Origin of the sequence: Pseudomonas fluorescens (assembly GCF_003732425.1) — a bacterium.
GTDB classification, from domain to species: Bacteria; Pseudomonadota; Gammaproteobacteria; order Pseudomonadales; family Pseudomonadaceae; genus Aquipseudomonas; species Aquipseudomonas fluorescens_BE.
Window position 1 is genome coordinate 592,218 of the sequence record NZ_MOBX01000014.1, and the last position, 16,205, is coordinate 608,422.

Here is a 16,205-nt window from a genome sequence, read left to right on the forward strand (position 1 = left end):
CCGACCTTTTCGCAAACTTGAGCCTTAGATTTGCTTATGTTGTCCAGATCCTTGCTGTGCCTTGCTGTTCTCAGTGCGTCCACGCCCCTGCTTGCCGACACCGTCTGGTTGAAGAACGGTGACAAGTTGAGCGGCACCATCACCGTATTCGATGGCGGCAAGCTGTTGATCCAGACCAAATACGCCGGTGCGGTCACCATTGACTGGAAAGAGGTCAAGACGCTGGACAGCGATCAGCACCTGCTGGTCAAGCAGGATGCCTACAGCGGTGAAGTCTCCAAATCGTTGACGGCTGCTGAAGATGGCAAGGTCACTCTGGCCAACGGTGAGGCGCCGAAAACCGTTGAACTGGCGAGCATTCAGCAGATTCTCAAGCCGAAACCGGTAGTCGAGGATCTGGTCTGGAAGGGCAATGTCGACCTGGCACTGGATTATCAGCGCGCCGAGAAAGACACCGATGACTACGATATCGGCTTCAAGACCACGGCGCGTCATGGTCGCTGGCGTCATACCGCCGAAGGCGAGTACAACCGCGAAGTGCAGGACGACGAGACCACCACCGACAACTGGCGCGCCGAATACGCACTCGACCGCTTCATGACCGATAAATGGTTTTGGCAAGGCCGTCTGAACTACAAGCGTGATCACATCGAAGAGCTGGCCCGTCAGCGTGTGGTCGGTACCGGTCCCGGCTACCAGTTCTGGGATGATGAGCTGGGAGCGTTCTCGCTGGGCTCGCTGCTTAACCGCACCGACTACGAGTATCGCGATGGCAGCAAGGACAACTTCTATTCTGTCGCCATGAAGTGGGATTACAACCGTTACCTGATTGGCAAGAAGGTCGAGTTCTTCACTAACGGTGAGGTGGGCAAGCCGCTGTCGGGTGTTGCCGATTACGCGCTGGATGCCGAGATGGGCTTGCGCTACAAGGTCACCGATTGGGCCTCGCTCAATCTCAAGGCTGAGCGTGACATCATCAGCGGCACCAATGATGCGGACTTGAGCAAGACCCGTTACACCGCGGGGTTTGGCGTGGCCTGGTAAGCCATCCACAAAAAAATCGCAGCCTTGCCGGCTGCGATTTTTTTTGCCTGTACAAAACAGACGCCCACAAAAAAGCCCCGCTTTTAAGGGCGGGGCTCTTTTCTAAAGAAGCTACAAGTTAGATAACTTGTACTTCTTCAGCTTGCATGCCTTTCTGACCGCGGGTAGCGATGAAAGAAACCTGTTGGCCTTCTTTCAGGCTTTTGAAGCCGTCGGATTGGATAGCTTTGAAGTGAACGAACAGGTCGTCACCGGATTGTGGAGTGATGAAGCCGAAGCCTTTTTCATCGTTGAACCACTTAACGGTACCGGTTTGGCGATTAGACATGGTGTAACTCCTTGAACAAAGATAACTGCGACTCAGGAAGAACCCTGGCCGAGACTGAGTGCAAAGAGCAGGAAAAATTCTTGTAGATGGTTGGATCGAAATTCAACATATCGTGTAGAGATTCTCAGTGACACAAGCAACACAGTGACGCCACCTTAACCCAGTTTCCGAGAAGTGCCAATGCTTCTTGCGAAGGTTTCTCTGTTTTCGGGATCGGCGGTGTGACGGTTCGTCGCCAAAGCCCGTATTTCATGGGTGTTCGGCGAGAATTGCAGCCCGCACTTTGAACCCGGCGGCGCGCCCGGTAAGATGCGGGACAGAATTTTTCCACCTCGCTATTCAGGACACCCCCGCCATGAGCATCAAATCGGACAAGTGGATTCGCCGCATGGCGCAGGAACACGGCATGATCGAACCGTTCGTCGAGCGCCAGATGCGCGGCAGCGATGACAGCCGAGTGATCTCCTACGGTGTGTCGAGCTACGGCTACGACGTGCGCTGCACCAACCACTTCAAGGTGTTCACCAACATCAACTCGTCCATCGTCGACCCGAAAAATTTCGATCCGGGCAGTTTCGTCGACGTCCACAGCGACGTCTGCATCATTCCGCCGAACTCCTTCGCCCTGGCCAGCACCGTCGAATATTTCCGTATTCCGCGTAACGTGCTGACCATCTGCCTGGGTAAAAGCACCTACGCGCGTTGCGGCATCATCGTTAACGTCACACCGCTCGAACCTGAGTGGGAAGGTCACGTGACCCTGGAATTTTCCAACACCACCAACCTGCCGGCGAAGATTTACGCCAACGAAGGCGTGGCACAGATGCTGTTCCTCGAATCCGACGAGGAATGTGAAGTGTCCTACAAGGATCGCGGCGGCAAGTACCAGGGCCAGCGCGGCGTGACCTTGCCGCGCACCTGATCGGTCCATTCGACAGATCGCGGGAATTCTTTGGCGGGCAGACACTCTATGGGGTGTACTGCCCGTTTTTGCTTTTGGCAAAGCGGGCCTTCGCCGAGGAGTGCCCTATGAAGATCGATCCGCAAATCACTGCCGAACTGGCAAGGCTCGAGCCCAATCAGATTGGCGTATTGGCCTGGTCCTTGTTGGCGCATCCGCCACTGAGCATGGCCGGCGGAATTCCCGGACAGCCCGATCCCGATACCCCCAACGAACAACCGACCGAGCCGGGCGAACCGACGCTTCCGGACGAGCCACCACCGGCACCGGTTGCCTGATCTGCATTGAAAATGAATGGCCAGTCAGCTGAGGTCTACCCAGATTTCAACTGACTGGCCATATTTCGTTGTCACCGATGACGAAAATCCTGCAGCTATCCTCCTTCTCGACCGGATAGCCCCCGGTAAACGCGCCAAAGGCCGGCAACAGGCTAATGCTTTCGCTGAGCCTGAAACACGCCAGACGCAAGCTTTGTCGACCCCTGCCATGCAGCCGATAGACCGGATGCACATGCCCGGCCAGCACGTGTCGTTCAGGATGCGGGTCCGGTTCATGTTGCAAGGCGAATGGCCCGATCAACAGCGGTTCGGGCACGACGCGGATGTTCAACGAGTCAGGCGGATCGCCCGCCCGTTTGTCGTGGTTGCCGCGAATCAGCGTCATTGGCAGCTCGGCATGACGCGCGCGCCATTGCGCCAGAGCGTTTAGCGTGCCCGCTGCATGGGAGCCGGGCCCGTGCAGAAAATCGCCGAGAAATATCAACTGGCGGCAGGGCAGTTTCGCCAGCAATCGATCAATCACCGCGATATTGCTCGCCGTGGTGCCTTGCGGGACCGGTTGACCGAGGCTGCGGTAAGCGGCGGCTTTGCCGAAATGCACGTCGGCAATCAGCAAGGCCTGCTGCGCCGGCCAGTACAGCGCTTTTTCCGGCAGCAGCCAGAGGTCTTCACCCGCGAGGCGCACCGGGTAGGGCGCGCTCATCGGGAGTTGCCCTTGTCGGCGGATTTTTCCAGGTCACCGACCATACGTCTGATGCGGTCAGCCAGTTTCTCTGAGCTCATGCTTTCGCGCATGCGTTCCACCAGCAGTGGAAAACCCAAAGGTGTAGGACGCTTTATCTGATGCACGTCGAGTTTCATCCGGTTGATGTGCTCCAGTGTCTGTTCCAGACGTTGAATATCCAATTCTTCTCGTAAGACTTCTTCCCCGGCCTGGGCCAGCAACAGGTTATCGGCGTCGTATTGTTTGAACACTTCGAAAAACAGACCGCTGGACGCCTGTACCTGCCGGGTGCTTTTTGGCGCACCGGGGTAACCGGCGAAGACCAAACCGGCAATCCGGGCAATTTCACGGAAGCGGCGCAGCGCCAATTCACCTGCGTTGAGGCTGGCCAGCACATCCTTCAACAGGTGATCGGCGTTGAACAGCTGTGCATTCAAATGCTCAGTCCAATCGACGGGTGTAGCGCTGAGCAATTCCAGACCGTAATCATTCACCGCAATCGAGAAGGTCACGGGCTGGCGCTGGCTGACACGCCAGGCCAGCAGGCTCGCCAGCCCCAGATGCACCTGGCGCCCGGCAAACGGGTAGAGGAAAAGGTGCCAGCCTTCGCGGGATTTCAGCACTTCGGCCAACAGGTTTTCGGCGCTGGGCAAGCCAGACCAGCGCATCTGCGTTTCCAGTAATGGCCGCAGTGCGTGCATTTCCGGCCCGACAAACTCACCCTGCGCGGCCGCGCTGAAACGACTGACGACGGCAGCGGCAAGTTCATTGGAAAGTGGCATCCGCCCGCCATTCCAGCGCGGTACGGCGGCTTTTTTCGCGGTGCTGCGTTTGACGTAAGCGGTCATGTTTTCCACCCGCACCAACTCCAGCAAACGCCCGGCGAAGAGAAAACCGTCACCGGGTTTGAGCCGCGCGATAAAACCTTCCTCGACACTGCCCAACTGTTTGCCACCGCCGCCCTTGCTCCAGAATTTCAGATGGATGCTCGCGTCGCTGACGATAGTGCCGATGCTCATGCGATGGCGCCGTGCCAAGCGCGCATCCGGCACCCGCCAGATACCGTGTTCGTCTGGCTCGACCCGGCGGTAATCCGGATAGGCTGTCAGAGACATTCCGCCATGGCGTACGAAAGCCAGCGCCCAGGCCCATTCGGCAGCTGTCAGGTCGCGATAGGCCCAGGCGCCGCGGACTTCTTCGTACAACTCATCGGGTAAAAATCCGCCACCGAGGGCCATGCTGACCAAATGCTGGACCAGCACATCCAGCGGTTTGTGCGGTGACTGACGTGGTTCAATGCGCCGCTGTTCGACGGCGTCACGGGCGGCGGCCGCCTCGATCAACTCTAGGCTGTGAGTGGGCACCAGCGTCACCCGCGACGTGCGCCCCGGGGCATGACCGGAGCGCCCGGCACGTTGCATCAAACGCGCGACGCCTTTGGCCGAACCGATTTGCAGCACGCGCTCGACCGGCAGGAAATCCACGCCCAGGTCCAGGCTTGAGGTGCAGACCACGGCTTTCAGTTGCCCATCCTTCAAGGCTTTTTCCACCCAGTCACGGGTATCGCGTGACAACGAACTGTGATGCAAAGCGATCAACCCGGCCCAGTCCGGCCGCTGTTCTAGCAGCGCCTGATACCAGATTTCCGATTGCGCCCGCGTATTGGTGAACACCAAGGTGCTGGCGCAGGCATCCAGTTCGGCAACGACCTGCGGCAGCATCTTCAGACCGATATGCCCGGCCCAAGGAAAACGCTCGATGGCCGGTGGGAGGAGGGTATCGACCTTAAGCGTTTTTTCGCTTTGCCCCTGAATGCTGATGCCGCCGCCCTGTGGGATCAGCACCTGTTCGGCGTGGGATTGATTACCGAGGGTGGCCGACACACCCCAGACGATCAATTCGGGTTGCCAATGCCGGAGGCGGGCCAGGGCCAATTGCAATTGCACGCCGCGCTTGTTGCCGAGCAATTCGTGCCATTCATCGACGACGATCATGCGCAGGCTCGACAGCGCCACTTGTGCATCGGCGCGGGCGAGCAGCAGGGTCAGGCTTTCCGGGGTGGTGATCAGCGTGGTCGGCAGGCGTCGGCTCTGCCGGGCGCGCTCGCTGCTGCTGGTGTCGCCGGTGCGCAGGCCAATGCTCCACGGGATCTGCAAGTCATCGACCGGCGCTTGCAAGGCGCGCGCGGTGTCGGCGGCGAGGGCGCGCATGGGCGTTATCCACAAGACGGTCAGTGGTTCGGCCGGTGGTTTGCGTTTGCGTGGGCTTTCAACGACAGCGGCGGGTTTGGCAAAGCGATTGAGCGCGGCGAACCACACCGCATAGGTTTTACCGGCGCCGGTGCTGGCGTGGAGCAAACCGGATTCGCCGTTTTTGACCGCTGTCCAGACCTGTTTCTGAAAGGCGAACGGCTTCCAGTTGCGGGCGCTGAACCAGATTTTTGCCAGGTCGGAGGATTTCGCCATGCGGGCTGCGCGCGTTCTGGAGGGGGTTCTTCCAGTGACCACATCAGTGGGCGAAAGGTTTAATCAGGGTGACCGTGTAGGAGCTGCCGAAGGCTGCGATCTTTTGATCTTGATCTCTACAAAGCAAGATCAAAAGATCGCAGCCTTCGGCAGCTCCTACATGAGCCGCACGGCGGCGTTATTTCAGGTTGCCGCTGAGGAATTGCTTCAGGCGTTCGCTTTTCGGGTTGCCGAGTACATCCTCGGGCGCACCTTCTTCTTCCACCAGACCTTGATGCAGAAACAGCACTTGGCTCGACACCTTCCGGGCGAAGCTCATCTCATGGGTCACCATGATCATGGTCCGGCCTTCTTCGGCGAGCCCCTGAATCACCTTCAGCACTTCCCCCACCAATTCCGGATCAAGCGCCGAAGTCGGTTCATCGAACAGCATCACCTCCGGCTCCATCGCCAGCGCCCGGGCAATCGCCACGCGCTGTTGCTGCCCGCCGGAGAGAAACGCCGGGTATTGATCCGCCACCCGCGCCGGCAGGCCGACCTTGTCCAGATAACGCCGCGCACGATCGTCGGCTTCCTGTTTGCTACAGCCCAGCACCCGGCGCGGGGCCATGGTGATGTTTTCCAGCACAGTCATGTGGCTCCACAGGTTGAAATGCTGGAACACCATCGCCAGGCGCGTGCGCAGACGTTGCAGTTCATCGGCGTCGGCGACGTGCATGCCGTGGCGGTCGGTGACCATGCGGATCGCCTGGCCATCGAGGCTCATGGCGCCGTCGTTGGGTTGTTCGAGAAAGTTGATGCAGCGCAAAAAGGTGCTTTTGCCCGAGCCGCTGGCGCCGATCAGGCTGATCACGTCGCCGGTCTTGGCCTTGAGCGAAACGCCTCTGAGCACCTGATGGTCGCCATAGCTTTTGTGCAGGCCTTCAACGGTCAGTTTGTACATGGGACAGACATCCTCAAGGCGAAAGTAGGTAGCCGCTGCGATAGGCTTCAGCGCCCGCGACGTGGGCGATGACCATGCCGGCAGTGGCCATGCGTCGCAGCGAGCGGGCGTACATCACGCCGGCGCTGGTGCAATGAACGGGGGTGACCCGATCGTGGATCGGGTCGATGATTTCAGCGATCTGTTGTCCGGCTTCGAGGTATTGCCCCGCCGTGGCGGTGTACACCAGCAGACCACCGACCGGGGTGGTCACCGGTTCCACACCGGCCAGCGGCGTGGCGGGGAACGGCAACGGCGGTTGCGGTTTGGTCTCGCCGACAATCGCATCGGACTGGATCAGGTAATCGATCAGCGCCTGGCAGTCGCGACTGGCCAGCGGATGGGTAACGTCGCCCTGGCCGCGCAACTCGACGGTCACCGAGAAACTGCCCAGCGGAATCTCGAAGTGTTCGCCGAAGCGCTCCTTCAATTGCCACCACAGCAGGGTGAAGCATTCGTCGAACGACTGACCGCCGGAGTCGGTGGCGAGCAGGCTCGCCTGGGCTTCGATATAGCGCGCCAGCGGTTCGACCTGCGGCCATGCTTCGGGCGTGGTGTAGAGGTGCACCACGGACTCGAAATCGCAGTGCAAGTCCAGCACCATGTCAGCGTCGCAGGCCAACCGTTGCAGGGTCAGACGCTGGGATTGCAGTTGCGTGCTGGCGGTCTGGCGGGCGAGGGCGTCGCGCAGATGCGTGCGGATCAGTTCGAGGTTGTGCTGCGGGTCATCCTTCAGCTTGCCCTCGATGGCGTTGCCGATTTCTTCGCTGAGATCGACGAACCAGCGGTTGAAGTTCTGCCCGCTCTCCAGTTCGTAGCGGCCCAGCGGCACGTCCATCAGCACTTGTTCGAGGCCGACCGGGTTCGCCACCGGCACCAGCACGATTTGGCTGCGCAGGCGCCCGGCGGCTTCCAGCTCCGTCAGACGCTGCTTGAGGTGCCAGGCCACGAGCATGCCGGGCAGTTCATCGGCGTGCAGCGAGGACTGGATGTAGACCTTGCCCTTGGCCTGCTCCGGGCCGAAGTGGAAGCTGTGGATCTGTCGTGCGGTCCCCGGCAGCGGGGCCAGCAAGTCATGAATCAGGTGGCGCATTGTTTATCTCTTTATTCCTGAGCTGGGCCTAGTGAGTCGGCCCGAGGAAGGCCAGCCATCGGCGTTCGGCAAGGCGGAACAGGCCGACCAGCGCAAAGGTGATGGTCAGGTAGATCAGCGCGGCGATGCCGAACGACTGAAAGGTCAGAAAGGTAGCCGAGTTGGCGTCCCGTGCAACTTTCAGGATGTCGGGGATGGTCGCGGTGAAGGCCACGGTGGTCGAGTGCAGCATCAGGATCACTTCGTTGCTGTAATACGGCAACGAACGGCGCAGCGCCGAAGGCATGATCACGTAGGCGTAGAGCTTCCAGCCGGTCAGGCCGTAAGCCTTGGCCGCTTCGACTTCGCCGTGGTTCATGCTGCGGATCGCCCCGGCGAAAATTTCCGTGGTGTAGGCGCAGGTGTTCAGGGCGAAGGCGAGGATCGTGCAGTTCATCGCATCGCGAAAGAAACTGTCGAGCAGCGGCTGCGCACGCACGGCGGCGAGGCTGTAGATCCCGGTGTAGCAGATCAACAGCTGGATATACAAAGGCGTGCCACGGAACAGGTAGGTGTAGAACTGCACCGGCCAGCGGATGTAGAAGTGCGGCGAAACCCGCGCGATCGACAATGGAATCGATACAAGGAAACCGAAGAAGATCGAGGCGCTGAGCAGCCACATCGTCATCGCCAGCCCGGTGATGTTCTGGCCGTCGGTATAGAGGAAGGCGCGCCAGTATTCCTGCAGAAGTTCGATCATCGTACGGCCTCCCGGGCACCGGCGGCGTAGCGGCGTTCGAGCCAGCGCAGAATGACGTTCGAGGCACTGGTGATCAGCAGATAGATCAACGCGGCGAGGACCAGGAAGTAGAACAGTTGATAAGTGCTTTTACCGGCGTCCTGCGCGGCTTTGACCAGATCGGCCAGACCGATGATCGACACCAGCGCGGTGGCCTTGAGCATCACCATCCAATTGTTGCCGATGCCCGGCAGGGCGAAACGCATCATTTGCGGGAACACCACGAAGCGAAAGCGCTGGCCGCGTTTGAGGCCATACGCGGTGGCGGCTTCCACCTGACCGCGCGGCACGGCGAGGATCGCGCCACGGAAGGTTTCGGTGAAATACGCGCCATAAATGAAGCCGAGGGTCAGCACCCCGGCGCTGAACGGGTCGATTTCGATGTATTCCCATTCCAGGTAATCGGTCAGGGTCGTCAGCCAGGTTTGCAGGCTGTAGAAAATCAGCAGCATCAGCACCAGGTCCGGCACCCCGCGAATCAGCGTGGTGTAGAGCTGGGCGGGCAGGCGCACCAGTTTGACTTTTGACAGCTTGGCACTGGCGCCGAGCAGGCCGAGCAACACGGCCACCAGCAGCGACAACGCCGACAATTTGATGGTCATCCAGGTGCCTTCCAACAGCAAAGGGCCAAAACCCTTGAGGCTGAAGGCTGCAAGCCCCAGATTTTGTAAGAGGTTTTCGAACATAAATCAGCAACCTGAGCGGATGGAAAAGGCGCCCATCGAGGATGGGCGCCGGGGCATTATTTGCCGCTGTACAGATTCAGATCGCCAAAGTGTTTCTTTTGAATCTCGGCGTATTTGCCGTCATCGTGTAACGCTTTGATACCTTTATCTAAAAGCGCTTTCAGCTCAGTGTTACCTTTCTTAATACCGACAGCGGTTTTGGCTGGCAGCAATTCGCTGTCGACTGGCTTGCTGACGTCATAGTCGGCGCCCTGTGGCGACTTCAAAAAGCCCAGTTCGGCTTGCAGCATGTCCTGAATGCCGGCGTCGAGACGGCCGGAGGTCAGGTCGGAGTACACCTGATCCTGGTTCTGATAGGCCTGGGTTTTCACGCCGGCCTTGTCCAGCACGGCTTTGGCGTAGGCTTCCTGAATGGTGCCTTGCTCGTAACCGACGGTTTTACCTTTCAGCGACGCAACGTCGGCGGTGATGCCGGAGCCTTTCTTGAACACATAAGCGGTCGGGCCGGAGAACAGCTCGCTGGAGAAGTCGATGACTTTTTCGCGGGCCGGGGTCACGGTCATCGACGAGATCACACCGTCGAATTTATTGGCCTTGAGGCCCGGAATCATGCCGTCGAAGTCACTTTCGACCCACTTGCACTTGACCTTCAGTTCAGCGCAAATCGCGTTGCCCAGGTCGATGTCGAAGCCCACCAGGCTGCCGTCGGCCGCTTTCGACTCGAACGGTGCGTACGAAGGGTCAACGCCAAAGCGCAGCTCTTTGTATTCCTTGGCCAGCGCGGAGCCGGCGGCCATGCACAACGCCAGTGCAGAAAGGGTCAGCAATGCTTTTTTCATTATTCAATCCCTAAGAACCAATATGAGCGCTTGTGGCGCAGAATTATTGTTACTGGAACGCGTACGACCTATAGAAAGTAGCAATTTCCGAACCAGAGTCCCGAACAAGTGTTTTAAAAGGTTGGAGAGAGGTCGTCGAAGAGGATTGCATGCCCGGAAATGGGCATGGCGATTTCGTTGCACTGTTTCGGATCAAAACCCGACCTGGAACGGTGATTTCCTGTGGCGAGGGAGCTTGCTCCCGCTCGGCTGCGCAGCAGTCGCATAACCTGCAATCCAGGTATGTCTGGAAAAATGCCGGGGAGTGCTTCGCCCTCCAGCGGGAGCAAGCTCCCTCGCCACAGGTGATCCAGGCAAGTGAGCTGTTCCCAAAAACACTGTCCCGGGAAAAGGGGTCAGGCCAGCAGATCCTGCAGGGTGGCGAGGCTATCGGCCTCATCCACGGTTTTGTCCTGGCGCCAGCGCAACATCCGTGGAAAGCGCACGGCGATCCCGCTCTTGTGCCGCCGCGACAGGGCAATGCCTTCGAAACCCAGTTCAAACACGAGGCTCGGTTTCACACTGCTGACCGGGCCGAACTTTTCCACGGTGGTCTTGCGCACGATGCTGTCGACCTGGCGCATCTCCTCATCGGTCAGCCCCGAATAGGCCTTGGCAAACGGCACCAGCGCGCGCTGGCTCGACTCGGGCGGGCCGTCCCACACGGCGAAGGTGTAATCGCTGTACAGACTGGCCCGGCGGCCATGACCGCGCTGCGCGTAAATCAGCACCGCGTCGACACTGAACGGGTCGACTTTCCACTTCCACCAGACGCCCATGTCCTTTGTCCGGCCGACGCCATACAACGCGTCGCGTGCCTTGAGCATCATGCCTTCGACACCCAGTCGCCGTGAGGCTTCGCGCTGACGGGCGAGGTCGAGCCAGTCGCTGCCGGTCAGCACCGGCGAGGGTAAAAGTACCGGGCTGTTGCAGCGGGCGATAACATCTTCCAGCTGCGCGCGGCGTTTGATCTGTGGCTGGTTGCGCCAGTCGTCACCCTGCCATTCCAGCAGGTCGTAGGCGAGCACCACCACCGGCACGTCTTCGAGGATTTTCTTGTCGAGGGTTTTGCGGCCGATGCGTTGTTGCAGCAGGGCGAAGGGTTGCACCGCCGGCGGTTCGGTCGATTGCGGATCGAAAGCGTCTTCAGTGCGGGGATGCGTGCTTTTCCACACGACGATTTCGCCGTCGATCACCGTGCCGTCGGGCAAGCCGTGCACCAAGACATCCAGTTCCGGGAAGCGCTCGGTCACCAGTTCCTCGCCCCGCGACCAGATCCACAACCGGCCTTCACGCTTGACCACTTGTGCGCGGATGCCGTCCCACTTCCACTCAATCTGCCAATCGCTGGCCGGGCCGATCAGCGTTTCGAATTCTTCCACCGGTTGCGACAAGGCATGGGCGAGGAAGAACGGGTACGGCTGACCGCCACGCTGGGCATGTTCATCGCTGGATTCAGGCGCAATCAGCTTCAGATAGCTGGCGGCGCTCGGCCGGTTGGACAGATCGGTGTAACCGACCAGACGCTGCGCCACACGCTTGCTGTCCAGCCCGGCCATCGAGGCCAGGGCTCGGGTGACCAGTAGCTTTGACACACCAACGCGGAAACTGCCGGTGATCAGTTTGATGCACAGCATCAGGCTCGATCGATCCAGTTGCGCCCACAGCGCAGGCAATTGGCGGCTCAGGTATTCCGCGGTTTCACCGCGCAGCGGCAGCAGTTTGTCTTCGATCCACTCGGCGAGGCCGGCGTCGGAAGTGTGCGGGTTTTCCGCGAGCACCAGCGAAATGGTTTCCGCCAGGTCGCCGACCGCTTGATAGCTTTCCTCGAACAACCACGGTTGCAGGCCGGAGACCTCGACGGCGAGCTCGCGCAGAATTCTCACCGGGACCAGTTGCCGGGGCCGGCCACCGGACAGAAAGTACACCGCCCATGCGGCATCATGCGGTTCGGCTTGGGCGAAGTAAGTCTGCATCGCCGCCAGTTTGGCGTTGCTCGAGGTGGTCGCGTCGAGTTCGGCGTATAGCTCGGCAAAGGCTTTCATGCGGGCATCTCGGCGATGGTCGGTTCGGTGGCGAGGTTTTCTTCTTCGTCATCGCCGTATTCGGTGTTGAACCCCTGGGCATCCAGACCCTGTTCGCGCAGATGCCGCACCAGTACGCCGATCGAGCCGTGGGTGACCATGACGCGTTCCGCGCCGGTCTGCTCGATAGCCCAAAGCAAGCCGGGCCAGTCGGCGTGATCGGAGAGCACGAAACCGCGGTCAACGCCGCGCCGCCGTCGGGTGCCACGCAAACGCATCCAGCCGCTGGCAAATGCGTCGCTGTACTCGCCAAAACGGCGCATCCAGCTGCTGCCTCCGGCCGAAGGCGGGGCGATGACCAAGGCCTGGCGCATGATCGGGTCGTTCTTTTTCACGTCTCCGGCGTAGATCGTCGGCGGCAAATACACGCCGGCCTCGCGGTAGACCCGGTTCAGCGGTTCGACCGCGCCGTGGCTGAGGATCGGGCCGAGGGTTTCATCGATGCCGTGGAGAATCCGCTGGGCCTTGCCGAACGAGTAACAGAACAACACGCTGGCCTTGCCGGCCGCGATATTGGCCGCCCACCACTGGTTGATCTCGCTGAACACCTGCGCCTGTGGCTGCCAGCGATAGATCGGCAGGCCGAAGGTCGATTCGGTGATGAACGTGTGGCAACGCACCGGTTCGAACGGGGCGCAGGTGCCGTCCGGTTCGATCTTGTAGTCACCGGAGGCTACCCAGACTTCGCCACCGTACTCCAAACGCACTTGTGCCGAACCAAGCACGTGGCCCGCAGGATGAAAACTCAGGGTGACACCGTGGTGCGTCAGGCGCTGGCCGTAGGCGAGGGTTTGCAGGTTGATGTCCTGACCCAGGCGCGCGCGCAGAATCCCTTCGCTGGCGCTGCTGGCCAGGTAATGTTGGTTGCCGCTACGGGCGTGATCGCCGTGGGCATGAGTAATGACCGAACGCTCGACGGGGCGCCACGGGTCAATGTAGAAATCTCCGGCAGGGCAGTACAGACCCTCGGGGCGGGCGATAACAAGGTCCATGTCCTTACCAGAATGGGGGGCTTGTTAGCTATGAGGCTGGCGCCTGTCTGGAAGTTCTATCGACTTTGAAGAGCAACCCTCACCCCAGCCCTCTCCCGGAGGGAGAGGGGGCCGTCCGAGGTGTCTGGCGAGTGACATCGACCTGAGAAACCGAGTCGATTATGGATTCGGCAATGCTCGTTCAGGTCGGCGTATGACTCCAGCAATCCCCGATCAGTCTCTCTCTTTTTGAGGCGACCGAGGTGTCTGGCGAGTGACATCGACCTGAGAAACCGAGTTGATTATAGATTCGGCAATGCTCGTTCAGGTCGGCGTAAGTCTGCAGCAACCCCCAATCAGTCCCCTCTCCCTATGGGAGGGGGTTAGGGTGAGGGGCTTTTGATCTGCAGCTTATTTGCCGGGAGTAAGGGTCAAACGAGTTTTGCCGTACACCCGGTCAAAGTTCTGCGGCTGCATCGGCAAACCGATGTATTGCCCCTTCAACCACGCATCGATGCCATTGAGGTAATTCGGACTCACCGGATTACCCGACTGCCCCGTACCGTTCTGGCCCATCAGCGGTTCGGCCTGGCCGAAGTCGACGATGAAACGCATGGACGGCGCGCGCGTCGTGGTGAAATCCTGACCCCAGGCGAACGCCGAGGTGTTCAGCGTGGTGTGATCACCACCGGCTGCCAGTGGTCCGCGCACGGTCTGGCCATTGCTGTTCTTCCAGGCATAGCTGTGCAGCTTGCCCCACTGCCAGGCGCGGTGGTCGCCGCCCAATTGGCTGTCGCCCGCGCTGATCGCTGCTGCGAGGCTGCGCGCGAGAATCACCGCTTTGTCTTCTTTCTGTGGCGTGCGCAGATCATCCCAGAACGGACTGTCCTCGCGTCCCAACAAATGGTCAGCCTGCGCTGCGTAGGACAAATCACCATTGGCGATAAACGCTTTCCACGCCGGGCTGGATTCCGGGCCGAGTTCGTCGAGGAAGATCTGCTTCATGCTTTCCTGCAGGAACAGCTCATAGATCGCCGCGTCCGCCGACGTCGGGCTGAGCTTGCCGTCGAACGCCATCAACCGCGTGAACGCTTCGCGCGCCTTGCTGCGATCCGCTTCCGGCAGAGCATCGATCGCCTGTTTCAGCGGCTGCTTCATGCCCGGCGCTTCGAAGACTTTCTTCAACTTGGCGGCGAAGGTGGTGGTCTGGTCGTACTGCATGGCGATCACGCTGCGGCTGTCGTGCTTGCCGCTGCCGGCCAGTTCCGCCATGCGCTCGCCACGTTCCGGCGCCGCCCAGGAGTTCGACAGTTGCATGCCGTAACCGTGAGGAATCACGCGCTGGTTAGCGGTGCCGAGCCAGCCTTGCGCCGGATCCTGATCGTACGGATGCAGCATCGGGTCGGCGTAACCGTCCCAGTCGTAGCGGCCTTCCCAGCCCGGCGACGGCAGCAAGCCTTCGCCTTCGCGGCGATTCGGGAAACGGCCGGTGACTTGCCAGCCGATGTTACTCGCGTCGGCAAATACCAGATTCAGGGCAATGGCGCGGATTTCACGGCTGGCATCCGAGGCGCGTTCAACAGTTTGCGCACGGGTCAGATCAAAAAATGCATCCAGCGACTTGTCGTCGGTGAAGCTCGGGGTCTGTAAGGCCAGGCCGAAACCGTTGCCTTGCGCCGCGGCTTGAGCGCTGTTGAGCAACGCGCCGTGGCGGGTTTCGTACACCGCTTCGCGAATCGGCCGCTGGCCTTTGACGAAGTAGGTTTCGTTACGTACGCCCAGCGGTTGCCATTTGCCGTTGACCTCGTAGGTCAGGCTGCTGCCCTGGCGACGAATTTTTTCCAGAAACAGATCCTGGTTGTCGCCGAGCACGCTGGTCATGCTCCACGCGACTTTGCCGTTGAAACCGCCGAGGACCAGTGGCAAACCGGCAACGGTGACGCCGGCAGCCTGATATTTCGGTGCACGAATCTGCACGAAGCTCCACAGCGATGGCGCGGCCAGCGGCCCATGGGCGTCGCTGGCCAGCAGGCTCTTGCCGCTGCGGCTGCGTTGCGGGGCGATTGCCCAGTTGTTCGAAGACGTCGTGCCGAGCAGGGTCAGCGCCGACAGTTGCTGGCTGGCATTGCTCAGCTCGGTCAGCCCCGGGATCTGCCCGTTGAGCTTGAGCCCTTGCAGCTTGTCGGCCTCGGCCAGTGGCAGGTTTTCGTCAGGCGCGGACGGCGTCAGCCAGGCGAGCTTGTCGCTGGTGACGGTTTGCGCGAGTACCAGCGAGGAAATTTCCTCCGGCAGGTTGGCCGACTGGCTGAAATTCAACAGAGCAAAAATCAGCGCCGAATCTTCCGGTTTCCAGTATTCCGGCTTGTAGCCGCTGGAGGCGAGGTCGCCCGGCAGTTTGTCGGCGTAGCGGAACAGGTAGGCGTTGACGCCCCGCGCATAGACTTCAAAGAAGCGCTTGAGGCGGGGCGACGAGGCTTTGTACAGCTCGCCGGCGCTTTTCTTCAGATTGACCGCGCGCATGTAGCGGTCGGCGTCGAGCATCGACGCGCCGGACATTTCCGCCAGACGGCCCTGCGCCAACAGGCGCAAGGTCACCATCTGATTGATGCGATCACTGGCGTGGACGTAGCCGAGGCTGAACAGTGCGTCGTGGAAGGTGTTGCTTTCGATCAACGGCATGCCCATGGCATTGCGACGTACCGACACGTTCTGCGCCAGACCCTTGAGCGGTTGCACGCCGGAGGTCGGCGGGAGGGTGTCCTGAGCGTTCCAGGTCTGGCAACCGGACAGGCCCAAAACACCGGCCACTGCTGCGGCAACGCCGAACCGGGGAAGAAAATGTGTGAGGGCTGGCGAGGCCATGGCAAAGCTCCTGCGGGGGGTAGCGTCAGTAAAGGCGCTACGTTAGTGAGCAGGAGGGTGCCGCGCAAGCG

The 16,205-nt window shown here is 60.3% G+C and carries 14 protein-coding genes; 3 read left to right on the top strand and 11 right to left on the bottom strand.

Features of this window, described 5'->3' with window-relative positions; all coding sequences use genetic code 11:
- Window positions 1-36: 36 nt before the first annotated feature.
- Window positions 37-1,044: a DUF481 domain-containing protein gene (locus BK670_RS19855; RefSeq protein WP_123452206.1), complete on the top strand. Its 1,008-nt coding sequence runs from the start codon at window positions 37-39 to the stop codon at window positions 1,042-1,044.
- A 118-nt stretch (window positions 1,045-1,162) separates the two neighbouring features.
- On the opposite strand, the gene BK670_RS19860 is transcribed toward BK670_RS19855, so the two are convergent.
- Window positions 1,163-1,372 (bottom strand): cold-shock protein, encoded by a 210-nt coding sequence (locus BK670_RS19860; RefSeq protein WP_002554837.1) that lies wholly within the window; start codon window positions 1,370-1,372, stop codon window positions 1,163-1,165.
- Between the two features lie 355 nt (window positions 1,373-1,727).
- Between BK670_RS19860 and dcd the strand changes: the two genes are divergently transcribed.
- Both dcd and BK670_RS19870 read left to right on the top strand, forming a co-directional pair.
- Complete coding sequence (gene dcd, locus BK670_RS19865; protein WP_007918616.1) at window positions 1,728-2,294, top strand: dCTP deaminase; 567 nt, start codon at window positions 1,728-1,730, stop codon at window positions 2,292-2,294.
- Window positions 2,295-2,401: 107 nt separating this feature from the next.
- Entirely contained in the window at window positions 2,402-2,611 is a 210-nt protein-coding gene (locus tag BK670_RS19870; RefSeq protein WP_007918615.1) for a hypothetical protein, read from the top strand.
- 46 nt (window positions 2,612-2,657) lie between these two features.
- Here the strand turns inward: BK670_RS19870 and pdeM are convergent, their stop codons facing one another.
- The 10 genes from pdeM to BK670_RS19920 form a co-directional block, all read right to left on the bottom strand.
- Window positions 2,658-3,314, bottom strand: coding sequence for a ligase-associated DNA damage response endonuclease PdeM (gene pdeM, locus BK670_RS19875; RefSeq protein WP_123452208.1), 657 nt, complete (start codon window positions 3,312-3,314; stop codon window positions 2,658-2,660).
- Complete coding sequence (locus tag BK670_RS19880) at window positions 3,311-5,800, bottom strand: ligase-associated DNA damage response DEXH box helicase (protein WP_123452210.1); 2,490 nt, start codon at window positions 5,798-5,800, stop codon at window positions 3,311-3,313. Before BK670_RS19880 ends, pdeM begins: the two co-directional genes overlap by 4 nt.
- 178 nt (window positions 5,801-5,978) lie before the next feature.
- Entirely contained in the window at window positions 5,979-6,743 is a 765-nt protein-coding gene (locus BK670_RS19885; protein WP_123452212.1) for an ABC transporter ATP-binding protein, read from the bottom strand.
- Between the two features lie 13 nt (window positions 6,744-6,756).
- Window positions 6,757-7,875 (bottom strand): succinylglutamate desuccinylase/aspartoacylase family protein, encoded by a 1,119-nt coding sequence (locus tag BK670_RS19890; protein ID WP_123452214.1) that lies wholly within the window; start codon window positions 7,873-7,875, stop codon window positions 6,757-6,759.
- A 28-nt stretch (window positions 7,876-7,903) separates the two neighbouring features.
- The gene (locus tag BK670_RS19895; protein ID WP_007918610.1) at window positions 7,904-8,614 is read right to left on the bottom strand and encodes an ABC transporter permease; all 711 of its coding nucleotides are present in this window, start codon (window positions 8,612-8,614) and stop codon (window positions 7,904-7,906) included.
- The gene (locus BK670_RS19900; protein ID WP_123452216.1) at window positions 8,611-9,339 is read right to left on the bottom strand and encodes an ABC transporter permease; all 729 of its coding nucleotides are present in this window, start codon (window positions 9,337-9,339) and stop codon (window positions 8,611-8,613) included. Before BK670_RS19900 ends, BK670_RS19895 begins: the two co-directional genes overlap by 4 nt.
- Window positions 9,340-9,395: 56 nt before the next feature.
- On the bottom strand, window positions 9,396-10,178 hold the full coding sequence (locus BK670_RS19905; RefSeq protein ID WP_007918608.1) for a transporter substrate-binding domain-containing protein: 783 nt from the start codon (window positions 10,176-10,178) through the stop codon (window positions 9,396-9,398).
- Between the two features lie 395 nt (window positions 10,179-10,573).
- Window positions 10,574-12,262, bottom strand: coding sequence for an ATP-dependent DNA ligase (locus tag BK670_RS19910; RefSeq protein WP_123452219.1), 1,689 nt, complete (start codon window positions 12,260-12,262; stop codon window positions 10,574-10,576).
- Window positions 12,259-13,293 carry a ligase-associated DNA damage response exonuclease gene (locus BK670_RS19915; protein WP_123452221.1) on the bottom strand — a complete coding sequence of 345 codons (1,035 nt, stop codon included), beginning with the start codon at window positions 13,291-13,293 and terminating at the stop codon, window positions 12,259-12,261. Before BK670_RS19915 ends, BK670_RS19910 begins: the two co-directional genes overlap by 4 nt.
- Before the next feature lie 390 nt (window positions 13,294-13,683).
- Window positions 13,684-16,134, bottom strand: a complete 2,451-nt coding sequence (locus BK670_RS19920) for a penicillin acylase family protein (protein WP_123452223.1) — start codon at window positions 16,132-16,134, stop codon at window positions 13,684-13,686.
- Between the last annotated feature and the right edge of the window lie 71 nt (window positions 16,135-16,205).